The following is a 23467-nucleotide window of genomic DNA, read 5'->3' on the forward strand; positions in this document are numbered from 1 at the left end:
ACCTTTAAAGTATAAAAAAATGCTAAATCGATCTTAGACCAATCAACATTATTCTTTTAAGGTATATCAAATCGAAGCATTAAAGCAAGAATGTGAATCCGTATTATGTATAAGTCAGTTGAAACCTTGCTGGTAGAAATCCCGACCATTCGCCCTCACAAGATGGCTGTGGCGACGATGCAAACCCAGACCCTGGTCTTAGTTAAAATCACCACTGAAGATGGTTATATCGGTTGGGGTGAGGCAACGACGATCGGCGGCTTAGGTTATGGTGATGAAAGCCCGGAAAGCGTTAAAGTCAATATTGAAACTTATTTCGCCCCCCTTTTAAAGACATTATCCGGTTTAAATGTTGCACAAACATTACAAGCGATCAAAAAGAATATTAATGGTAACCGTTTTGCCAAATGCGCGATTCAGACTGCCCTGCTAGATATTCAGGCACAGCGCATGCAGCAGCCGCTCAGTGAAGTCTTAGGTGGCCGCTTACGTGACAGTATTCCAGTGCTTTGGGTCTTGGCTTCAGGCAATACAGAAAAGGATATTGCTGAAGCAGAAAAAATGATTGCAGCAAAACGCCATAACATTTTCAAACTCAAAATTGGTTCCCGTCCAGTTGAAGAAGATGTTGAGCATGTGCTGGCGATTAAAAAAGCCCTGGGCAAAGACATTTCGATTCGTGTCGATGTCAACCGTGCTTGGTCAGAACTGGAAGCGATTAAAGGCATTCAGTTATTGCAAGATGGCGGTGTTGATCTGATCGAACAGCCATGTGCAATTGATAACCTGGATGCCATGCGCCGTCTGACCCGACGTTTTGATATTGCCATCATGGCAGACGAATCGTTAATGGGCCCGCACTCAGCGTATGAGATTGCCAAACAAAACGGTTCATCTGTTTTTGCAGTCAAAGTTGCCCAGTCAGGTGGTCTGATTGAAGGTTGTGAAGTAGGCAAGATTGCCAAACTTGCAGGTATTGACCTGTACGGCGGCACAATGCTGGAAGGCCCGGTGGGCACGATTGCTTCGGCACATGTGTTCTCTACTTTTGAAAGTCTGGCGTTCGGTACCGAGCTGTTTGGTCCTTTGCTGCTGACTGAAGATATTTTAAAAACCCCACTCAACTATCAAAACTTTGAACTTGAGATTCCGAAAGGACCAGGTCTGGGGATTGAGTTGGATGAAAACAAGATTGACAACTTGCGTCGTCAGTAATCAGGAGAAACCCATGCTTTTCCACGTACGTATGGATGTAAACATTCCACGTGACCTGCCAGTTGAACAGGCAAACGAAATTAAGGCTGTTGAAAAAGCCTATTCGCAGGAATTGCAGCGTCAAGGCAAATGGCGTCATATCTGGCGCATCACGGGCCAGTACTCAAACATCAGTATTTTTGATGTTGAAAGCAATGAAGAGTTGCACAACCTGTTACAAGGCTTGCCGCTCTATCCTTATATGAATATTGAAGTGATGGCATTAAACCGTCACCCATCTTCAGTTCGAGATGACGACAGTTGATTAAATGAGCGGATTGGGAGTCACCGGATTCCCCTTCCGAATCGAAAACAGAGGGTACCTCAACAAGGATTGTGGCCAGCCAGATTTAGCCAGCCAATGAAAGCTAAAAAAGTGCGCCACTAAAAGATGAAAGACATACTTTAGGAGCAATAGTATGAATCGCCAAGAAATTGATGCATTAGTTAAGCAAATGAACGTTGATACAGCGACAGGTCCTGTAGATGAACGTGTACAACAAGTTGTTGTGCGTTTATTGGGCGACCTTTTCCAGGCTATCGAAGATCTTGATATTTCCCAGTCAGAACTGTGGAAAGGCCTGGAATACTTTACTGATGCCGGTCAAGCGAACGAATTAGGTTTATTGGCTGCAGGTTTGGGTCTGGAGCATTACCTAGACTTACGTGCTGATGAAGCAGATGCTAAAGCAGGTATTACTGGCGGTACGCCACGTACGATTGAAGGTCCACTTTATGTCGCTGGCGCACCTGAAACTGTAAGCTTTGCGCGTATGGATGATGGTTCTGAAGAAGGCAAAATCCCGACGCTGATCATTGAAGGTACAGTGACGGATACTGACGGCAACCGTGTTGAAGGTGCCAAAGTTGAAATCTGGCATGCAAACAGCCTGGGTAACTACTCATTCTTTGACAAGTCACAGTCTGACTTTAACTTGCGTCGCAGCATCATTACCGCTGCCGATGGTCAATATACTGCATTGACTACAATGCCAGTGGGTTATGGCTGCCCTCCAGAAGGTACCACCCAGTTTGTACTGGACAAATTAGGCCGTCACGGTAACCGTCCATCGCACGTACATTACTTCGTATCTGCACCGGGTTACCGCAAACTGACTACTCAATTCAACATTGAAGGCGACCAATACCTGTGGGATGACTTTGCATTCGCGACTCGTGAAGGCTTGGTTGCAACTGCGGTTGACGTGACTGATGAAGCTGAAATTGCAAAACGTGGTCTAAACGGTCCTTTCAAACACATTCAATTTGATATTGAACTTGTGAAAGAGAAACAAAACGTACCTTCTACTGAAGTTGATCGTCGCCGCGCTAGCGCTTAATACATTAAGAAGCGGGATATGCCTTGAGATATATCCCGCTGACTTCCCCCTTGGAAAGTCGGAGAAAGGACATGCCTCGTATTCCCGTAATTAACACCAGCCATTTAGACCGCATTGACGAATTACTGGTTGATGATTATGAATCTGGTGAATTTAAACTACACCGTTCAGTATTTACAGACCAGGCCCTGTTTGACCTTGAGATGAAATACATCTTTGAAGGTAACTGGGTTTATCTAGCACATGAAAGCCAGATTCCAAACAATAACGACTTCTATACTACTTATATTGGTCGTCAGCCGATCATCATTGCACGTAACCGTCAAGGTGAACTGAATGCCATGATCAATGCTTGTTCGCATCGCGGTGCACAATTGTGCCGTAACAAGAAAGGCAATAAAGCAACTTATACTTGCCCATTCCATGGCTGGACTTTCAATAACTCCGGTAAGTTATTAAAAGTCAAAGATCCGGCTGAAGCGGGTTATTCAGACTGCTTTAACAAAGACGGCTCACATGACCTGAAAAAGGTTGCCCGTTTTGAAAACTATAAAGGTTTCCTGTTCGGCAGCTTGAATCCGGATGTTCCTTCTCTGGAAGAATACCTGGGCGAAGCGACCAAAATCATTGACATGATCGTGGATCAGTCTGAACAAGGTCTGGAAGTTTTACGTGGTTCTTCGACTTATACCTATGAAGGTAACTGGAAGTTGACTGCTGAAAACGGTGCTGATGGTTATCACGTGTCTGCTGTACACTGGAACTATGCTGCAACGACTCAGCAACGTAAAGAAAAAGAAGCTGGCGACAACATCCGTGCCATGAGCGCAGGCGCATGGGGCAAACAAGGCGGTGGTTCTTACGGCTTTGAACATGGTCACATGCTGCTTTGGACTCAATGGGCTAACCCGGAAGACCGTCCTAACTTTGCCAAGAAAGATGAATACACTGCGCAATATGGCGAAGCCATGGCGAAGTGGATGATCGAACGTTCACGTAACCTGTGTATCTATCCAAACGTTTACTTCATGGATCAGTTCGGTTCACAAATCCGTGTCCTGCGCCCGATTTCTGTCGATAAAACTGAAGTGACGATCTACTGTATCGCACCTGTAGGCGAAGAGCCTGAAGCACGTACCCGTCGTATCCGTCAGTATGAAGATTTCTTTAACGCTTCAGGTATGGCGACACCAGACGATCTTGAAGAATTCCGTGCTTGTCAGGCAGGTTATGCCGGTATCGCGCTGGAATGGAACGATATGTGCCGTGGTTCTAAACACTGGATTCAAGGTCCTGATGATGCTGCCAATGAAATCGGTTTAAAACCAAAACTGTCTGGTATTAAAACTGAAGATGAAGGTCTATACCTGTCTCAGCACCAGTACTGGTTAGAATTGATCAAAAAAGGTATTGCGACTGAGAAAGAAATTGCAGCATCAACTGAAGGAGAAAACGCATGAGCGACATCACTTTAGAAAATATTGCGCAGTTCCTGTATCAAGAAGCCCGCTTTTTAGATGATGAACAATGGGATGACTGGTTAACTTGTTATGCCCCTACTGCGTCTTTCTGGATGCCAGCTTGGGATGATGATGACAAACTGACCACAGATCCGCAGTCTGAAATCTCGTTGATTTACTATCCAGATCGTCAAGGTTTAGAAGACCGCGTGTTCCGGATCAAGACTGAACGTTCATCTGCAACCATGCCGGACACACGTACCTGCCATAACCTCAGCAATATTGAAATTGTTGAACGTGATGGCGACAAAGTGACTGTACGTTTTAACTGGAATACTTTGAGCTTCCGTTACAAAACAAGTTACAGCTATTTCGGTATGTCTCGTTATGAAATCGATTTCTCAGGCGATAAACCACAAATTTTAAGCAAATACGTGGTACTGAAAAACGATTACATCAACCAGGTTATCGACATTTATCACCTCTAAGACTGTTTTTACAGCTAGGTTATGCCTTTCGGTCAGATGGAAAATTGGCTGAAAGGCTCAGTTACAAAGATTTATATAGGATATTCAGCCATGTCAAACCACAATGTTGCACTTCAATTTGAAGATGGCGTTACACGTTTTATTTCTGTTTCAGATGGTGAAACACTGTCGGATGCAGCTTACCGTCAAAAGATCAATATTCCTTTGGACTGCCGTGATGGTGCTTGTGGAACGTGTCGTGCGTTTTGTGAATCAGGTTCATTTGACATGCCTGAAGAAACTTATATTGAAGATGCTTTAACGCCTGAAGAAGCCGCTGAAGGCTTTATTCTGGCTTGCCAATGTAAACCAACTTCAGATGCAGTGTTCCAGATTCAGGCGTCTTCAGAAGTCTGCAAAACTGAAATTCACGCTTTCCAAGGTACTTTGGCACGCGTAGAGAACTTATCTGACTCGACTATTACTTTTGATATTCAGTTAGACGAAGGTCAGGCAGACATTCACTTCCTTGCCGGTCAATATGTCAATGTCGGTATTCCGGGAACGACTGAAACCCGTTCTTATTCATTCAGTTCAAAACCAGGTAACCGTTTAACCGGGTTTGTGGTACGTAACGTGCCAAACGGTAAAATGAGTGAATTTTTAAGCGTCAATGCCAAAGCTGGCGACAAAATGACTTTCACGGGTCCATTTGGTAGCTTCTACCTGCGTAATGTGACACGGCCGGTGCTGATGCTGGCGGGTGGTACAGGGATCGCGCCGTTTATGTCGATGCTGCAAGTCTTAGAAGAAAAAGGTTCAGAACATCCAGTGCGTCTGGTGTTTGGTGTGACCAATGATTTTGACCTGGTGGCGATTGAAAAACTAAATGAGCTGCAGGATAAATTCCCTTGGTTCGAATACCGTACTGTGATTGCGAATCCAGAATCTAATCATGAGCGTAAAGGCTATGTGACCGGTCATATCGAAAAAGAATGGCTAAATGCGGGTGATGTGGATATTTATCTGTGTGGTCCTGTGCCAATGGTTGAAGCAGTTCGCGGCTGGTTAGATGCTGAAGGCGTTAAACCTGCAAACTTCCTGTTTGAAAAATTCTCTGCAAACTAAGTTCAGACTGAACCGGAGAATAGAATGAACCGTGCAAAAAGATTTGAAAATAAAGTCGTGATCGTGACCGGTGCTGCCCAAGGCATCGGGCGCGGTGTGGCGCTGCAAGTGGCAAACGAAGGCGCACAAGTCGTCATGGCGGATCTTTCCCCTTTTGTAGAGGAAGTTCTGGCTGAAATTGAAGCCACTGGCGGTGATGCGATTACTGTCAAAGCCAATCTGGAAACCTTTGCCGGCGCAGAATCTGTTGTCGCCAAAGCGCTGCAAACTTATGGCCGTGTCGATGTCCTGATCAACAATGTTGGCGGCGCGATTTGGATGAAACCTTTTGAAGAATTTTCTGAAGAGGAAATTATCAAGGAGGTGAACCGCTCACTGTTCCCAACGCTGTGGTGCTGCCGTGCAGTTCTTCCAGAAATGATTAAAAATCAGAAAGGTACAATTGTAAACGTATCTTCTATTGCCACACGTGGTATTAACCGTGTTCCATATTCAGCATCTAAAGGTGGTGTGAACGGTTTGACCGCTTCCCTCGCCTTTGAACATGCCAAAGATGGAATTCGTGTCAATGCGATTGCAACTGGCGGTACCGAAGCACCACCGCGTAAAGTGCCACGCAATGCCAATCCGCTGACTGAATCAGAAAAAGACTGGATGCAGCAAGTGGTTGATCAGACCATTGACCGTACTTTTATGGGTCGCTACGGTACGATTCAGGAACAGGTGAATGCCATTGTATTCCTGGCTTCGGATGAATCATCGTATATGACTGGTACCGTCGTACCGGTCGGTGGTGGTGATCAGGGCTAAATCCTGATCATGACTTTTTTTTAACAGGATCATGGTTTGACGCAAGGAGGCACATCACCAATGAATAACCTGTTTCACAGTTTAAAAAATGATTGGTCAATTTCAGCGACTGTTGCAGGATTTTTAGCAGTGCTGATTTCCTATTCAGGTCCACTAATCATTTTTTTCCAGGCTGCTCAACAAGCCCAAGTTTCCCCAGACATGATGATTTCTTGGATTTGGGGCATTTCTATTGGTGCTGCACTTGCCGGTATTTTCTTATCGATTAAATACAAAATACCGGTGGTGACTGCCTGGTCTGCACCTGGAACGGCTTTATTAGTCACGCTTTTTCCTGATATTTCACTCAATGAAGCGGTCGCTGCCTACATCACCTCTGCCGTGGTGATTTTTTTAATTGGGATCACCGGTTATTTCGACAAACTGCTGTCCTGGATTCCTCAGGAAGTCGCTGCCGGAATGATGGCCGGGATTTTATTGCAGTTTGGTTTAGGTCTGTTTACGGCAACCGATACCATGCCCTACATTGTGTTTGGCATGCTGGCAGTATTTTTACTGGCCAAGCGTTTCAGCCCACGCTATGCCATGGTTTGGGTATTGGTGGCAGGTGTGGTTTTAAGTCTGTTACTGGGTAAAATTAACCCGGTGAACGCTGATTTTAGCTTGGCGATTCCACAATTTATTGCCCCGGAATGGACCTGGAACTCTACCTTGAATCTGGCACTACCGTTGATTTTAGTCAGTCTTTCTGGCCAGTTTTTACCAGGCATGAGCATTATCAAGCTCAGCGGTTATGACATGCCGGCCAAACCTATTATTAGTGTGACCAGTATTGCTTCGCTTGCGGTGGCCTGTGTAGGCGGTATTACCATTGTACTGGCCTCAATCACGGCTGCTTTATGTTTGGGTAAAGACGCACATGAGCTGAAAGAAAAACGTTATATCGCCGGTATCGCGAATGGGATTTTCTATATTTTAGGCGGTTTATTTGCCGGCAGCATCGTCATGCTCTTTAGCCTGATGCCTAAAGAATTAATTGCGGCTCTGGCCGGACTGGCATTGCTCGGTGCAATTGCCACCAATATTTCCGTTGCAATGGGCAAAGAATCACAACGTGATGCTGCCCTGATCACATTTTTGGCGACTGCATCTGGTATGCAGTTCCTTGGACTGAGCTCAGTCTTTTGGGGGATTTGTATTGGTTTGGTGGCGCACTTTGTATTGTCACAAAAAGACCGTAACGCTGTTTCGCTTGCAGCATCAGATTCAAAATGAGTTTAAAGACATCCATAAGTTTAGGATATGAAAGGACCAGATTATGATAGATAAAAGTTCATTATCATTGAAAGAAGCACTCTCCCAGATCAAAGATGGTTCAACCATCATGATTGGTGGTTTCGGTACAGCGGGTCAGCCTGCTGAACTGATTGATGGTCTGATCGAATTGGGTATCAAAGACTTAATTATCGTCAATAATAATGCCGGCAATGGCGACTACGGTTTGGCGAAACTGCTGAAAGCCGGGGCTGTACGTAAAATCATTTGCTCTTTCCCGCGTCAGTCGGATTCCTGGGTATTCGATGAACTTTACCGTGCAGGTAAGATCGAACTGGAACTGGTGCCGCAAGGTAATCTGGCTTGCCGTATTCAGGCCGCAGGTATGGGCTTAGGTCCAATCTACACGCCTACCGGTTTTGGTACCTTGCTGGCTGAAGGCAAACCGACTTTAAATTACGAAGGCAAAGACTTCGTTTTAGAAAATCCAATTAAAGCAGATTTTGCTTTGATCAAAGCCTCTAAAGGCGACCGTTGGGGCAATCTGGTATATCGCAAATCTGCCCGTAACTTTGGCCCGATCATGGCGATGGCCGCAGATATCACCATTGCTCAGGTGTCTGAAGTCGTGGAACTCGGTGCACTGGATCCAGAGCACATCATTACCCCTGGAATTTTTGTTCAACACGTTGTTCAAGTTAAACCTGCACAATAATTGGCATCGGAGATAAATAATGAGCTATACCAAACTGACCCGTGACCAGATCGCTGAACGTGTGGCACAAGACATTCCTGATGGTGCTTATGTCAACCTGGGCATCGGCTTGCCAACCAAAATTTCCAGCTACCTGCCTTCAGATAAAGATGTATTCCTGCATTCTGAAAATGGCCTGTTGGCTTTTGGTCCTCCTCCTGCTGAAGAAGACCGTGATCCAGAGCTGATCAATGCTGGTAAAGAATTCGTAACCTTACTGGAAGGGGGTTCATTCTTCCATCATGGTGATTCCTTCGCGATGATGCGTGGCGGTCATTTAGACATCGCGGTATTGGGTGCCTTCCAGATTGCTGAAAATGGTGATCTGGCCAACTGGCATACTGGCGCACCGGATGCGATTCCGGCTGTGGGCGGTGCAATGGATTTGGCTGTGGGTGCCAAGAAAGTTTTCATCACCACCGACCACGTGACTAAAAAAGGCGAGCCAAAAATCGTGGCTGAACTGACGTATCCGGCTACTGGCCTGAAATGTGTTGATCGTATTTATACCGACCTTTGCGTGATTGATGTCACGTCTGAAGGTATGAAAGTGATTGAGAAAGTTGAAGGTCTGTCATTTGAAGAATTGCAGTCATTAACTGGTGCCAAACTGATTGATGCGACTTAAAACTAATTTATAAATCCTCCCTAAATCCCTCCTTTATTAAAGGAGGGACTTTCACCCTTTAAATTCAGGGAAAAACGCCTCCCTTTAGTAAAGGGAGGTTGGGAGGGATTCAAAGATTTGGAAAGTAAAAACATGAAAAACGCCTATATTATCGATGCCATCCGTACCCCATTCGGCCGTTATGCCGGTGGCCTCGCTCCTGTTCGTACTGATGATCTCGGTGCACTTCCAATCAAAGCCTTAATAGAACGTAATCCATCGGTGAACTGGGAACAGGTCGATGATGTGATCTATGGCTGTGCCAACCAGGCCGGTGAAGATAACCGTAACGTTGGCCGCATGTCAGCGCTGCTTGCAGGTGTGCCTTATCAAGTGCCTGCAACTACAGTCAACCGCCTATGTGGTTCATCGCTAGATACTATCTCCATGGCTGCACGTGCGATTAAAGCGGGTGAAGCCCATCTGATTATTGCCGGTGGTGTCGAGTCAATGTCTCGTGCACCCTTTGTCATGGGTAAATCAGAAACCGCCTATGGCCGTAGTCAGAAAATCGAAGATACCACCATGGGCTGGCGTTTCATTAACCCGAAACTCAAAGACATGTACGGCGTAGAAACCATGCCGCAAACGGCTGAAAATGTTGCTGAACAGTTCGGGATTAACCGTGAAGATCAGGATAAATTTGCCCTGAGCAGCCAGCAACGTACAGCAGCAGCACAAGCCAAGGGTTTCTTTGATAAAGAAATCATTCCGGTGGTGATTCCACAACGTAAAGGCGATCCGGTGGTCGTAGATAAAGATGAACATCCACGTGCGTCTACCACTGCAGAAGCTTTGGCGAAACTGAAACCTGTGGTCAAAGCAGACGGCACGGTCACAGCCGGTAATGCTTCAGGCATTAACGATGGTGCTGCCGCCCTACTGATTGCATCTGATGAAGCGATTGCGCAATATGGTTTAAAACCACGTGCCAAAATTATTGGCTCAACTGTTGTGGGTGTTGAGCCGCGCATCATGGGCTTTGGTCCGGCACCTGCCATCAAAAAGCTACTTGCTCAAACCGGCTTAACGCTAGAGCAGATGGATGTGATCGAGCTGAATGAAGCTTTTGCGGCCCAAGCACTGGCATGTACCCGTGATCTAGGCATTGAAGACGGCTCGGAAAAAGTCAATCCGAACGGTGGCGCAATTGCATTGGGTCATCCACTCGGCGCCTCTGGTGCACGTCTGGTGACCACTGCCTTGAACCAGCTGGAACAAACTGGCGGTCAATATGCACTATGTTCAATGTGTATTGGTGTCGGTCAAGGTATTGCTTTGATTATCGAACGCGTCTAAAAGCACGATCACTTAATAAAAATTTCCCCTCCCTTTTTTAAAGGGAGGTCGGGAGGGATTTTAATGCCAACATTTACATCTAACGATGCACAAATTAATTACCAGACTTTTGGGGATACCTCTAAACCTGCAATCGTGTTCTCCAATTCATTGGGCACCAAATTCAGCATGTGGCAGCCACAAATTGAATTTTTCCAGAAAGATTATTTCGTGGTGTGTTATGACACCCGTGGTCACGGTGGCTCGAGCGCACCACAAGGGCCATATACCCTGGATCAACTGGGTCAAGATGTAGTGAATCTACTGGATCATTTAAATATCCAGAAAGCTACTTTCTGTGGCATTTCCATGGGGGGTCTGACTGGCCAATGGCTGGCAATTAACCGCCCAGAACGCTTTAACCAAGTGATTGTGTGTAATACGGCAGCCAAAATCGGTCAGGAACAGGCCTGGCTGGAACGTGCTGCACTGGTGCGTGAGCAAGGCTTGGCACCGATTGCATCGACCGCAGCATCACGCTGGTTTACCGAACCCTTTATTCAAAGCAACGCAGCAATTGTTGCAGAACTTTCAAACGACCTTGGAGCTGGCAGCCCGGAAGGTTATGCGAGTTGCTGTGAAGCTTTGGCTAAAGCGGATTTACGTGAACAGTTAAAGACAATTTCAGTTCCTGTATTGATTGTGGCAGGTCAGCAAGATCCTGTAACGACTGTTGCTGATGGTCAGTCGATGCAAGCCAGCATTGCCAATAGCCAACTGTTTGAAATCAATGCATCGCATATTTCCAATGTCGAGCAACCTGAAGCGTTCAATCAGGCAGTTCAGGCATTTATTGCAGCTTAAACTGCTCAAAAAAAGAAAAAAGCCACTGATCATCATCAGTGGCTTTTTTTTATCAAGATGGAGTCAGCATTAAGCCCAAATGACCAAAATCGCAGCGATCACCACCAAGCCCAACCCCCAATGTTCGGCACGTGCCAGTTTCTCCTTAAAGAAATATGCAGAAATCAGCATACTAAATAAAATCTCGATTTGACCTAGTGTTTTGACAATGGGCACACTCATCATGCTCATGGCAGTAAACCAGCCCAGCGATGCCATAAAGCTGCACACGCTGACTTTAAAGGTTAATCTCAAGCGTTGCCACATGGCCACTAAAGTCTGGCGGCTAAATAGACTCAGATAGATCAGCATACTGATGCATTGAAAACTGATGACCATCAGCAGTACCCATGCAGCACGATGGACAGTTGGCAATGTGCTTAGCTCCAGACTCGCCTCCCTGACCAAGAGTGAGGTAATCGCAAAACTTAAGCCGCTGCCGATTCCAATCGCTAAGGTCTGGGCAGAAAATCCACTGATCTGCTGGCCTTTACTCAGCAGGAATACAGCATAAGCACCGAGTACCACACCGATCCAGGCCAGTACCGATAAATGATCGGCTAAAAACACGACACCAATGACGGCGGCAAGAATGGCTTCACTTTTAGCCAAACCGACCCCAATCGCATAATTTTTTTGTTGAAACAGCTTCACCATCAATGCAGTTGCTAAAATCTGGCTCGAACCGGCAATCACAATATAGACCCAAAACCTGGGAGTAAAATGGATAATATTTTCAACGGGCTTGAAGTGATACAGGCTGTATAGATAGACCATGGCAAAAGGTAAGGCAAAGATAAACCGTGCCAGCGTGACCCCCCAAACATCGACCGTAGTGCTCAGCTGTTTTTGAAATGCATTGCGCCATGCCTGCATAAATGCAGCCATTAAGGTGAAAAAGATCCAACTGATTGCCATAAAATGATTTGCATATATAACAAAAGTGAACCAATTCTATGCCTAAGTAAAAGGCATGACTAATTAAAAATGGAGTGAAGGTGAATAGCGGAAAGTTTGGATTGTTTTTAGATAGTTTAAATTTCAGCTAAATAGTCTTTTCGCATGGGAATAAAACGAATGCCATTTTCCTCAGTGTATTCGCCCATTTCAACAAAACCGAAGCGTTTATAAATATCCAAAGCATATAAACTGGATTTTACAGCAATAGATTGATGACCTTGGCTACGAATCTGATTTTCTAAAAAGCGCCACATTTGGCGACCGTAACCTTGACCTTGATAAGCCTTATTCAAGAAAAAATGCATGAAATGTGCCGGCGCTATATAAGCCACAACACCGACTATTCTGCGGTCAATTTCAGCCACATAATAATAAATATCTGGCCGTTCAAAAATGGTTTGAATCGCTTCAGCTTTAAAACGTAAGCGTCCCTCTTCTGCCGTAGTGACAGCCTCTACAAATGGTGCAATGACTTCTACGATAGCAAATGTATCCTGAACAGTAGCTTTTCTAATTTTCATATTATTTTAAATTTCACCTTAACCTGGCTTTGTTGCAAAAACAGATCATCTGTCAATTTTTATTTCTCTAAGCAATCTTTTTCTATTAAAAATAACGAGTTATTTAGCTCACAATATAATGCCAAGCATCCTCCATTTACAATTCAGCCATATAGAGTTTTTATTAAAATTTTTATGATGTTATTACAATAGGATGAAATTTAGGTAAGCATTCTAGACAGTTTGCTTCCCTACAGGGAGTTTAGATGAAACATTTTGAATGCGCCGTCTGCCAGCAACAGCTATTTTTTTACAAATCAGTCTGTGATCATTGTATGTCACCAATCGGCTATGTCGCTTCGGAAAAAGAATTGTGCGCATTTAAAAAGCAGAGTGCTGATCAATGGATTCCAGTCTCCAAAAGTTATCAGCATGCCAGTTATAAACCCTGTCATAACTATACGCACTATCAGGTATGTAACTGGATGATTCCCAGTAATGAAGATGAAGATTTTTGTGAGTCCTGTCAACTCACTCATGTGATTCCTGATCTGGAAAATTCAGAGAACCTGATTTACTGGTTTCGACTGGAAGAGGCCAAACGCCGCTTCCTTTATTTGGCGCAGCGTATGAACATGATGCCACGCCCCAAAAAATCTGAAGATGATCCATTTGGCCTGCGTTTTGATTTTTTACTACCTGAAGATGATCAGCCGGTTTTGATTGGTCATGCCAATGGTGTGATTACTTTAAATGCGATTGAAGCGGATGTGGTGTATCGTGAAACAACACGCGTGAATATGGGAGAAAATTACCGGACTTTATTGGGTCATTTTCGCCATGAAAGCGGACATTACTATTTTGCACTGATGCAACACTTACATCCGGAACTGATTGAAGAGTTTCGTCATTATTTTGGCGATGAGCGGCAAAATTACAGTGAGGCGCTGCAAACTTATTATAATGACGGCGCCCCGATCAACTGGCAGGAAAACTATATTAGTGCTTATGCCACCGCACATCCCTGGGAAGACTGGGCAGAAACCTGGGCGCATTATCTGCATATGATGGAAACACTGGAAACTGCTTACTATGCTGGAATCCGCGTTATTGGCAATGGTGGCTATCTGGCCAGCATGGATTTTAAAGAATGTCCAATTGGCGGACAGGACGTTGAACATATTCTTGCAAACTGGGTTACCTTAACCTTTAATTTAAATGCCTTGAACCGTTGTATGGGTCTGGAAGATGCCTACCCATTCAAGCTGACCGAAGCGGTAAAAGACAAGCTTCGATTTATACATCGGCATGTACTGGAAAAAGTTTTTAAATCATCCAAATGATCTCTAAACGACAAAAAACTGAATGTAATAAAATGAATAAAGCCCGTATACGACGGGCTCTATTTGATGATCAATGCGATTAAACGTATTAAGCGGTTTTCATTGAACCGGTTTCTTCAAATTGGGCATGCCAAGACAAAGCTTCATTCAATAAATGCGGTGTCTGACCACCACGCGCACAGGCACGCTCAAAATAATGATTTAAACTTTCGCGGTAATCTGGATGAGCACAGATATCGATAATCTTGCGGGCACGTTCACGCGGTGCCAAACCACGCAGATCTGCTAAACCTTGCTCAGTCACCAGAATATCAACGTCATGATCGGTATGGTCGGTATGGCTGACTAGGGGAACGACTGAAGAAATCGCACCACCTTTGGCATAGGATTTGGTCACAAAGATGGCAATATGCGCATGACGGGTAAAATCTCCCGAGCCTCCAATACCGTTCATCATCTTGGTTCCAGTAACATGGGTTGAATTCACATTTCCGTAAATATCAAACTCAAGTGCTGTATTAATCGCAATAATCCCAAGACGGCGAATCAGTTCAGGATTATTGGAAAGTTCCTGTGGACGCAAGACAATTTTATCTTTGTATCGATCAAAATTGTTCATCACTCGTGCGGCACAGTCATCGGTCAGGGTCATGGAGCAACCTGAAGCAAAGGTCATCTTGCCTGAATCGATAAGCTGGAAAGTGCAATCCTGCAAGACTTCAGAATACATTTCCAGATTATTGAAATTGGAATGTTCGAAGCCGGCAAAGACCGCATTGGCCACGGAGCCCACACCGGATTGCAGCGGCCCCAGATTTTCAGGTAAACGCCCTGCTGCCACTTCCTGTTCAAAGAAATGAATCAGGTGACTGGCAATCGCCAGCGTTTCTTGATCCGGTTCGTCCATGCCAAAGGAAGTGTCTGGAATCTCATTGATGACAATCGCAGAAATTTTTTCAGGTGCAACATGAATCCCGATTGTTCCAATTTTGTCACTGGCTTGAGTCAGAGGAATTGGCCCGCGGTTTGGACGTGCTTGAGGTACATAGATATCGTGAACGCCTTCCAGCACGGGATTAATCGTCATATCAATTTCAATAATGACCCGATCTGCCATTTCGATGAAATTTGCAGAATTTCCGCAAGAGCCTGTCGGAATAATCTGACCGTCTTCAGTAATCGCAGTTGCAGCAATTACAGCCACATTAATCGCTGGCAGGTTTTTATGACGGATATTATCGGCCAGTTCAGAGAGATGCTGATCGACATACATCACTTCACCGGCATTAATCGCTTTACGTAAAGAAGGATCTGCCTGATAAGGATAACGGCGAGTTATGACATGTGCTTCATTGAGTTTTCCATCAATCCGGTTCCCCAGACTTGCACCTGTCGCTAAGGTAATATGGATTGGATACTTCTGTGCATATTCAGCCAAGGCCAAAGGCACAGTTTTCGCTTCACCTGCACCCCCAAAACCACTTAAACCAACTACATCGCCATCTTGAATCAGTTGTAGTGCTTTTTCGACAGATACGACTTTATCTTGTAATGGGAGCAAACGAATGCGCTCTAAACCGTTCATAAAAAATCTCAAAAATATAAAATAAAGAGGCATCTGCTCCTGGTGAACCAAGAGCATTAGCGTCTAAATCAATCAATAATTAATTTTGCTAATTCGAGCATTGGGTTTTGGCTAGACTTAAACCAGTTCCACTGCAATCGCAGTTGCTTCACCGCCCCCGATACACAGTGCGGCAATGCCTTTCTTGCCACCAGTACGTTTTAAGGCATGAATCAAGGTCACAATAATACGGGAACCAGAAGACCCCAGTGGATGACCGAGCGCACATGCGCCACCGTTGATGTTGACTTTTGCAGTATCCAGTTCAAAGCCATCGATGGCTAACATCGTCACCATGGCAAAAGCCTCATTAATTTCCCAGAGGTCCACATCGGCGGCATCCCAACCGGTTTTTTTCAGCACTTTTTCAATCGCACCGACAGGTGCAATGGTGAATTCCGAAGGATGCTGCGAATGGCTGGCATAGGCCAGAATATTAGCCAGCGGTTTTAAGTTACGCTGTGCAGCAATTTCACTAGAGGTGACCACCAGTGCTGAAGCACCGTCTGAAATTGAACTGGCATTTGCTGCGGTAATGGTTCCGTCTTTTTTGAAGGCTGGACGCAAGCTTGGAATTTTGTCTGCTTTGGCATTTAAAGGTTGTTCATCCTGCTCAACCACCACATCGCCTTTACGGTTGCTGACAGTGACTGCTACGATTTCATCTTTAAAGAAGCCTTGCTGAACAGCCGTCACCGCTTTATTTAATGAGCCAATGGCATAATCGTCCTGCTGTTCGCGTGTATAGCCTTTTTTATCTGCCATTTCCTGTGCCAGAATTCCCATCGACAGACCTGTTTCTGCATCTTCCAGACCTTCCTGGAACATGTGATCCGTGACTTTGCCATGTCCCATACGGAAACCGGCACGTGCCTTGTCCATCAAATATGGCGCATTAGACATAGATTCCATGCCACCTGCGACCACAATTTCAGCCGAACCCGCTTTGATTGCATCTGCTGCCTGCATCACCGCTTTCATGCCTGAGCCACAGATTTTATTGATCGTGGTGGCACCTGTTGAATCCGGTAAGCCGGCTTGACGCATGGCCTGACGTGCCGGGCCCTGTTTTAAACCCGCCGGCAGTACACAGCCCATAATGACTTCATCAATATCGTTTGCAGTTAAACCTGCACGAGCTACAGCTTCCTTGATCGCCACAGCACCCAAATCAGGCGCCGTACAGCTTGAAAGTGAGCCTTGAAAACCACCCATTGCGGTACGTACAGCTTCTACAATTACAATCATTCTAATCTCATCCTTTTTCATCATTGTTATTTAACACCGCACAGCAGAAGCTCTGCAGTGTTTGTCCTTCGCAATACTTGCCGGTTTAAGCCTGTGCAGTGAAATAGTCTTCAGGTAATTGCATGACCAGTTCTGCACCTGCCTGAATACGTTGAATTCGGGCACTCAAATCCGGGAGAACTTTGGCGACATAATAATTCGCCAGTACCAATTTGTTCTGGAAATAGCTATCGTCTTTCGTTGCTGCAGCTTTGCTGATACGCGCATACATATACACAAAACTGAGCAGACCTACCGCATGCAGATAATCGACCGCAATCGAGTTAGCAAAGTCCGGATTCAGTTGAGACTGCTCGACGATAAAGCTGGTGATGTCTTCCAGTTGCTGACAGGTCTCTAATGTCGCCGTTTTAATCGTCAATGAATCATCCAGACCTTGGGCGAACTCGCGGATTTCAGCGATATACTCTGCAATATAAGCACCTTTACATTTGGTGGTTTTACGGCCAATCAGGTCAATTGCCTGCACACCATTGGTGCCTTCATAAATTTGTGAAATGCGCAGATCGCGAATACATTGTTCCATACCCCATTCACGGATATAACCATGACCACCGAAGCACATTTGCGCTTCCAGTGCAGAATCTAATGCTTTATCAGTCAGATATGCTTTGGCAATTGGGGTTAACAGAGCCACACGGTCGGTCGCTTTACGCACCGCTTCAGCATCGGTCGAATATTTGGTGATATCCAGCTGCTGACCGACATAGACAGCAAAGGCACGAGATGCTTCATTGTTGGCGCGCACATTCAGCAACATCCGGCGCACATCACCATGTACCAGAATCGAATCGGCTGGTTTTTCCGGTGATTTCGCACCGGTCGAGGCACGTCCCTGTAAACGGTCTGTCGCATATTGTGCCGCATTCTGATAAGCAAATTCTGCCGCGCCAATGCCCTGAATTCCCATCGACAGACGTTCGTAGTTCATCATCACGAACATGCCGGCCAGTCCTTCATTTTCGTTACCGACCATATAAGCTTTGGCACCATCAAAGTTCATGACGCAGGTCGCTGAGCCTTTAATTCCCATCTTATGTTCGATTGAACCCGCAGATACTGCATTACGTTCACCGAGTGAACCATCTGCATTCACCAGAAATTTCGGCACAATAAACAGGGAAATGCCACGTGAACCGGCGGGTGCATTTGGTGTTTTTGCCAACACCAGATGAATGATATTTTCACTCAGGTCATGTTCACCGCTGGTAATAAAGATTTTGGTACCGCTGATGTTATAGCTGCCATCTTCATTGGGTTCAGCCTTGGTTTTGATTATGCCAAGATCAGTACCTGAATGTGGCTCAGTCAGACACATGGTGCCCGACCATTCGCCTGTATAGAATTTTGGTAAATAAGTTTCTTTCTGTTCTTGTGAAGCGCGATCATTGATCGCCATGCCTGCACCTACGGTTAACAGCGGGTAAAGCATAAATGATGGATTAGTACTCCAGATCATTTCATCGGCCAGCACGGTCAGCATTTTTGGCATATTCTGCCCGCCCCATTCTTCACTGGCACCTAAACCTACCCAGCCACCTTCAGCAAACTGCTTAAAGGCATCTTTAAAGCCTGTAGGTGTGGTCACTTCACCATGTTTAAACTGAGCACCACCTTCTTCATCCGCAGGACGATTCAGGTCAAGAATGACATTCTTGGAAAATTTGGCCATCTCTTCCAGAATTGCATTTGCAGTTGCCATATCTAAATGTGCAAGATTTTCATTACCTTGCCAAAATTGTTCAGCTTGAAACACATCATTTAAAATAAATTCCATGTCTTTTAGCGGCGCATTATAAATAGGCATTCTTACATTCCTTAACTGGTGATACTCAATTCTGTTGCTGAGCGTTTTATAATCATTGATTAATGAAAATCTTTTTTATGATTTTACTTCAATCAATGCATATCAATCGAAAATCATCATCTCGAATTAATCCAGCAGTAAATCTCATTCAACTAAATAAGCGACATAAAATTTAAAAACCCAAGCTTTATGTCACCGTTATTTACTGAACCAAGCAGGCTTAAAATGATTCTTTATTCACCACTATAATCCTTTGCCAGGACGGTCTTAAACCGAATAATGATTTCACTTGATGTGCTGAAACAATAAAATAATTATGCTGAAAATGGAATTTTATTTAGCAAAGTTGATCTCTAGGGTTCAGTTTTCTTGACAATATTTCCAGACTGACACCATATATATTTTTCATTGTCAGCAGTTGCTGCATAAACATACAAAATTAGATAAATATCACGACCTTAGTTTTATAGCTATCTTGGGTAAAATTGAATATTCTTGAAAGGTTCTTTTTCGAAAAATATGGACCAAGAAGATGACGACTGTAAGACAGCAGAACTTCCTTCTTCGTAAAGAGAAGATCCTGAGCATGGCTGAAAGCCTGCTACTGGACAATAATCAGGACATTACCCTGAGTGAACTTGCCAGTGAACTGGACATCGCGAAAGGAACGATCTACAAGCATTTCAAAAGCAAGAACCAGTTATATTTAGAACTAATTATTCTGAATGAAAAAAGAATCCTGGAAATATCAAAAAAATATAATAACGATATTAAAAATTATGTTTCGCAATATATGCTCTATCACATGCTCAATTCCAATCGCACCATCCTGTTGCATGTGATTGAAGAGCGTTTAACCAATAATGAAAAAAACCTGAAAGATTTATTTCAGGAGCTTTATCGGATTCGCGAAGAACGGATTATCCGGATTAAAGACATGACCCATGATTATCTGGTGGCTTTAGAAAGTGCCATGTCGATTCGGGATTATTTGTCTTATATCTGGACCGTGACTTATGGAGCTTCACTATTATTAAATTCAACCAATTATCAAAAAGCGATTGGTTCGCGTGAACGTCTGATTAAACTGTATATTAATCAGGCGCTGATGACCCCGGATAAAATCTCGTCAGTCTAAGCCCTATAATAAAAAATGCCGGATTGAATCCGGCATTTTATTTCAATTGAATGACTTAACAAATATCAAGCAGCAATTGGCGGAAATCCGTCTTCGGTTAAAGCCGCGACAATCTCGGACTCAGTGACTGTCGATTCAACTTCGACCAGCTTAGTCGCCACATCTATATGAACGGTGGCATTTTCATCCAGATCTTTAATCGTAGCAGTCACACTGCGTGCACAGCCACCACAGGTCATATTTTCAATACGGAATTTCATATTTAGCTCCATAGGATCGCTTTAAAAATTAATGTGATTGGGCAGATTATATTTAACCTGAGCTGCAGATCAGCTCAGTGCTGCTCAGGGACGACACCCTGTTCAATCTGTTTTAAAATCTGGCAATCGGACTGTTCATTGCCGGCACACTGCTCCACCGATTGCTGTAATATCACCAGCATATGCTGCATATCGGCAATTTTCTGTTGTAAAAACTGGATATGTTTTTCGGCCAGCTGTTTCACCTCGCTACTCTGACGTGAGCTGTTCAGCCACAGGCCGAGTAATTCTTTCATCTGCTCTGAAGAAAAGCCGAGTTCGCGTGCATGTTGAATAAAACTTAAGGTTTTAATGTCCGCATCAGTATAAACCCGATAACCTGCATCGCTTCGTTTCGCAGCAGGCAACAACCCGATGTCTTCATAATAACGAATCATTTTTGCAGAGATGCCGGAACGTTTTGCCGCCTGACCAATATTCATCCTGCTTGCTCCTTGAACTGTACCGCTTTGTAGGCTTTTAATCTCAAAGCATTAGTGACAACAAACACGGAAGACAATGCCATCGCACCTGCGGCAAACATCGGCGATAACAAGATACCCCAGAATGGATAGAGCACCCCGGCAGCGATCGGGATTAAAGCAATATTATAGACAAAGGCCCAGAACAGGTTCTGCCGGATATTGCGCATGGTGGCCTGACTCAGACCAATTCCGGTGGCCACATGCTGTAAATTACCTGACATCAACACCACATCGGCTGCCTCAATCGCGACATCGGTGCCTGTACCAATCGCCATGCCAACATCAGCCTGTGCCAGTGCCGGGGCATCATTGATTCCGTCTCCGACAAAAGTGAGTACGCCATATTGCTGCTGGAGTTGACGTACCGCATCCACTTTCTCATGCGGTAAAACTTCCGCAATTACCTGATCAATTTTCAGCTGTTTGGCAATGGCCTGCGCGGTATGCTGATTGTCACCGGTGATCATCGCCACTTTCAGACCCTGCTCATGCAAGGCCTGAATCGCACTATAGGTAGTTGCTTTAATCGGATCCGCGACGGCAATAATAGCCGCCAGCTTTTGATTGATCGCCACATATAAGGGACTACGGCCCTGATCACCGAGTTTTTGTGCAGTAGACCGAAACAGATCGACATTTAGACCCAAGTCCTGCATCAGACGTTCAGCCCCAATATGCAGCTGCTGACCAGCTACCTGTGCCTTGACCCCTGCGCCGGTGATCGAATCAAAATCTGTGACTTCACTCAGTTCCAGTTGTTGCTCATGAGCTGCCTGAACAATGGCATGGGCAATCGGATGTTCTGACTTGGCTTCAACCGAAGCCACCAGTTGCAATACAGTCTGCTGATTAAAATCTGCTGTGACTTCAAAGTCCGTCAGCAACGGTTTTCCTTCAGTCAAGGTTCCGGTTTTATCAAGTGCGACGACTTGGGTTTGTTGTAATAACTGTAAAGCTTCACCCTTACGAAACAGCACGCCCAGTTCAGCGGCACGCCCAGTTCCGACCATAATTGAGGTCGGCGTTGCCAGCCCCATCGCACACGGACAGGCAATAATCAGCACCGCCACGGCGTTGACCAATGCATAGGTCAGATTGGGTTCAGGCCCAAACAGGAACCAGACCATGAAGGTCAGGGCCGCCAGTGCCATGACGGCAGGTACAAACCATAAAGTCACTTTATCCACCACCGCCTGAATCGGTAGTTTCGAGCCTTGTGCCTGTTCCACCATCTGAATAATCTGCGCCAGCACCGAATCCTGTCCGACCGCAGTGGCCCTGATTTGCAAGGTTCCATTCTGGTTCACTGTACCACCCACCACCTGATCCCCGGCCTGTTTGGCCACGGGTAAAGGCTCCCCACTCATCATTGCTTCATCGATATAACTTTGCCCGGCAACCACTTCACCATCGACGGCGACTTTTTCACCCGGGCGGATTTCAATCAGCATGCCCTGTTGTACATCGGCAATTGCCAGATCAACCCAGTTGCCATGCTGTTGTACCCGTGCTGTTTTCGGTTGCAAGCCGACCAGATACTGAATCGCTTCTGAGGTTTTACCTTTGGCTTTGGCTTCCAGATAACGCCCCAGTAAAATCAGCGCAACAATGACAGCTGCCGCTTCAAAATATACATGGACGGTGGACTGGGGTAACAGCTGCGGAAAAAAGGTCGCAATACAGGAAAATCCATAAGCTGCGATTGTTCCGACCGCGACCAGAGAATTCATATCCGGCGCCAAACGCAATAAAGCCGGAATACCATGCTGATAAAAACGCCGTCCCGGAATAATCAGCACCAAAGTGGTCAGCACAAACTGCAGATACCAGCTGTTCTGGGTTCCCAACGTCTGCGCAATAAAATGATGAAAAGCCGGGATCAGATGTGAACCCATTTCTAGAATAAACACAGGGACTGCCAGAATAAGAGCAAGCCAAAGATCCTGTTTCAGTTGCGCGGTTTCAGTGGCTTTCTTTTCCTGAAAAGCCCCATGGCGATCTGCCGAGAGATGTGTATTGGTTTTTTCTGTGGCTTTAAAACCGGCTTTTTCTACAGCAGCAATCAAAGCTGGGATGTGCTGACGGGATGCCTGAATCGAAGCAGTTTCAGTCGCCAGATTGACTTGTGCTGTACTGACGCCGTCTACTTTTAATAAAGCTTTTTCAACACGCGCGACGCAGGAGGCGCAGGTCATGCCTTCAATCGCCAGTTCAATCCGGTCAGCCTGAAGATCAAAACCGGCTTTTTGCACCGCCTGAGTCAACTTGGACAATGGCACAGAATTGATTAGACTCACATGCGCCTTTTCAGTGGCCAGATTCACGTGTGCATCCAGTACACCTTCTACTTTTTTTAGGGCTTTTTCTACGCGAGCCACACAAGATGCACAGGTCATGCCTTCAATATTCAAAGCAAACTGTTGCGTCGGTACATCAAAGCCAGTTTTTTCAATTGCTTGAACTAGCACAGCGGCAGCAATCGGCTGCTGGCTTTTAATAAAAGCTTTTTCAGTCGACAGGTTGACAGATGCCTCAACCACGCCCTCAATTTTTTTCAAGGCTTTTTCGACCCGAGCCACGCAGGATGCACAGGTCATACCGCCAATCTGCACCTGCTGTTCATATAACCGGATGCTGTCTTGTTCTGCCATGCCCATCTCCATGCAT

The 23467-nt window shown here is 45.3% G+C and carries 22 protein-coding genes; 14 read left to right on the forward strand and 8 right to left on the reverse strand.

The window, feature by feature from the left end; genetic code table 11:
* The first annotated feature begins 105 nt into the window (after nt 1–105).
* The 12 genes from LOZ91_RS08580 (at nt 106) to pcaD (ending at nt 11297) form a co-directional block, all read left to right on the forward strand.
* Nucleotides 106–1215, forward strand: a complete 1110-nt coding sequence (locus tag LOZ91_RS08580) for a muconate/chloromuconate family cycloisomerase (protein WP_244783039.1) — start codon at nt 106–108, stop codon at nt 1213–1215.
* Between the two features lie 13 nt (nt 1216–1228).
* Nucleotides 1229–1519 carry a muconolactone Delta-isomerase gene (gene catC / locus LOZ91_RS08585; protein ID WP_004647036.1) on the forward strand — a complete coding sequence of 97 codons (291 nt, stop codon included), beginning with the start codon at nt 1229–1231 and terminating at the stop codon, nt 1517–1519.
* A gap of 154 nt (nt 1520–1673) precedes the next feature.
* On the forward strand, nt 1674–2594 hold the full coding sequence (gene catA / locus LOZ91_RS08590) for a catechol 1,2-dioxygenase (RefSeq protein ID WP_004731099.1): 921 nt from the start codon (nt 1674–1676) through the stop codon (nt 2592–2594).
* A gap of 71 nt (nt 2595–2665) precedes the next feature.
* Nucleotides 2666–4054 carry a benzoate 1,2-dioxygenase large subunit gene (gene benA, locus LOZ91_RS08595; RefSeq protein WP_005096958.1) on the forward strand — a complete coding sequence of 463 codons (1389 nt, stop codon included), beginning with the start codon at nt 2666–2668 and terminating at the stop codon, nt 4052–4054.
* Nucleotides 4051–4542 carry a benzoate 1,2-dioxygenase small subunit gene (gene benB / locus LOZ91_RS08600; RefSeq protein WP_005096959.1) on the forward strand — a complete coding sequence of 164 codons (492 nt, stop codon included), beginning with the start codon at nt 4051–4053 and terminating at the stop codon, nt 4540–4542. The genes benA and benB overlap by 4 nt, the downstream gene beginning before the upstream one ends.
* A 90-nt stretch (nt 4543–4632) precedes the next feature.
* Nucleotides 4633–5649 (forward strand): benzoate 1,2-dioxygenase electron transfer component BenC, encoded by a 1017-nt coding sequence (gene benC, locus LOZ91_RS08605; protein ID WP_100357616.1) that lies wholly within the window; start codon nt 4633–4635, stop codon nt 5647–5649.
* A 24-nt stretch (nt 5650–5673) separates the two neighbouring features.
* Nucleotides 5674–6459, forward strand: a complete 786-nt coding sequence (benD, locus tag LOZ91_RS08610; RefSeq protein ID WP_179999712.1) for a benzoate diol dehydrogenase BenD — start codon at nt 5674–5676, stop codon at nt 6457–6459.
* 60 nt (nt 6460–6519) lie between these two features.
* Entirely contained in the window at nt 6520–7734 is a 1215-nt protein-coding gene (gene benE / locus LOZ91_RS08615) for a benzoate/H(+) symporter BenE (protein WP_180001386.1), read from the forward strand.
* Between the two features lie 43 nt (nt 7735–7777).
* A complete protein-coding gene (locus LOZ91_RS08620; protein WP_005096964.1) occupies nt 7778–8449 on the forward strand; it encodes a 3-oxoacid CoA-transferase subunit A in 672 nt (223 codons plus the stop codon).
* Nucleotides 8450–8468: 19 nt separating this feature from the next.
* The gene (locus LOZ91_RS08625) at nt 8469–9116 is read left to right on the forward strand and encodes a 3-oxoacid CoA-transferase subunit B (RefSeq protein WP_244783041.1); all 648 of its coding nucleotides are present in this window, start codon (nt 8469–8471) and stop codon (nt 9114–9116) included.
* Between the two features lie 132 nt (nt 9117–9248).
* The gene (gene pcaF / locus LOZ91_RS08630) at nt 9249–10454 is read left to right on the forward strand and encodes a 3-oxoadipyl-CoA thiolase (RefSeq protein WP_005096966.1); all 1206 of its coding nucleotides are present in this window, start codon (nt 9249–9251) and stop codon (nt 10452–10454) included.
* Between the two features lie 63 nt (nt 10455–10517).
* On the forward strand, nt 10518–11297 hold the full coding sequence (gene pcaD, locus LOZ91_RS08635) for a 3-oxoadipate enol-lactonase (RefSeq protein ID WP_100328591.1): 780 nt from the start codon (nt 10518–10520) through the stop codon (nt 11295–11297).
* Nucleotides 11298–11366: 69 nt separating this feature from the next.
* Here the strand turns inward: pcaD and LOZ91_RS08640 are convergent, their stop codons facing one another.
* Nucleotides 11367–12254 carry a DMT family transporter gene (locus tag LOZ91_RS08640; RefSeq protein ID WP_100328590.1) on the reverse strand — a complete coding sequence of 296 codons (888 nt, stop codon included), beginning with the start codon at nt 12252–12254 and terminating at the stop codon, nt 11367–11369.
* 116 nt (nt 12255–12370) lie between these two features.
* Complete coding sequence (locus tag LOZ91_RS08645; RefSeq protein WP_244783042.1) at nt 12371–12817, reverse strand: GNAT family N-acetyltransferase; 447 nt, start codon at nt 12815–12817, stop codon at nt 12371–12373.
* Between the two features lie 245 nt (nt 12818–13062).
* Here LOZ91_RS08645 and LOZ91_RS08650 point away from each other — a divergent pair, with 245 nt between their 5' ends.
* Complete coding sequence (locus LOZ91_RS08650) at nt 13063–14139, forward strand: putative zinc-binding metallopeptidase (RefSeq protein WP_005096974.1); 1077 nt, start codon at nt 13063–13065, stop codon at nt 14137–14139.
* A gap of 88 nt (nt 14140–14227) precedes the next feature.
* Here the strand turns inward: LOZ91_RS08650 and LOZ91_RS08655 are convergent, their stop codons facing one another.
* The 3 genes from LOZ91_RS08655 to LOZ91_RS08665 form a co-directional block, all read right to left on the reverse strand.
* Nucleotides 14228–15724, reverse strand: a complete 1497-nt coding sequence (locus tag LOZ91_RS08655) for a succinate CoA transferase (protein ID WP_074382747.1) — start codon at nt 15722–15724, stop codon at nt 14228–14230.
* A gap of 117 nt (nt 15725–15841) precedes the next feature.
* Complete coding sequence (locus tag LOZ91_RS08660; RefSeq protein WP_180076350.1) at nt 15842–17017, reverse strand: thiolase family protein; 1176 nt, start codon at nt 17015–17017, stop codon at nt 15842–15844.
* Between the two features lie 79 nt (nt 17018–17096).
* A complete protein-coding gene (locus tag LOZ91_RS08665) occupies nt 17097–18878 on the reverse strand; it encodes an acyl-CoA dehydrogenase C-terminal domain-containing protein (protein ID WP_005096978.1) in 1782 nt (593 codons plus the stop codon).
* A gap of 532 nt (nt 18879–19410) precedes the next feature.
* Here LOZ91_RS08665 and LOZ91_RS08670 point away from each other — a divergent pair.
* On the forward strand, nt 19411–20016 hold the full coding sequence (locus LOZ91_RS08670; RefSeq protein ID WP_005096979.1) for a TetR/AcrR family transcriptional regulator: 606 nt from the start codon (nt 19411–19413) through the stop codon (nt 20014–20016).
* Between the two features lie 65 nt (nt 20017–20081).
* Here the strand turns inward: LOZ91_RS08670 and LOZ91_RS08675 are convergent, their stop codons facing one another.
* From LOZ91_RS08675 to LOZ91_RS08685, 3 genes are all read right to left on the reverse strand, one after another.
* Nucleotides 20082–20276: a heavy-metal-associated domain-containing protein gene (locus tag LOZ91_RS08675; protein ID WP_005096981.1), complete on the reverse strand. Its 195-nt coding sequence runs from the start codon at nt 20274–20276 to the stop codon at nt 20082–20084.
* 74 nt (nt 20277–20350) lie between these two features.
* The gene (gene cueR, locus LOZ91_RS08680; RefSeq protein WP_005096982.1) at nt 20351–20758 is read right to left on the reverse strand and encodes a Cu(I)-responsive transcriptional regulator; all 408 of its coding nucleotides are present in this window, start codon (nt 20756–20758) and stop codon (nt 20351–20353) included.
* Nucleotides 20755–23457 carry a heavy metal translocating P-type ATPase gene (locus tag LOZ91_RS08685; RefSeq protein ID WP_244783044.1) on the reverse strand — a complete coding sequence of 901 codons (2703 nt, stop codon included), beginning with the start codon at nt 23455–23457 and terminating at the stop codon, nt 20755–20757. Before LOZ91_RS08685 ends, cueR begins: the two co-directional genes overlap by 4 nt.
* Nucleotides 23458–23467 lie beyond the last annotated feature (10 nt).

The organism is Acinetobacter sp. F-1 (genome assembly GCF_022869025.1).
In the GTDB taxonomy this organism is placed as follows: domain Bacteria; phylum Pseudomonadota; class Gammaproteobacteria; order Pseudomonadales; family Moraxellaceae; genus Acinetobacter; species Acinetobacter pseudolwoffii.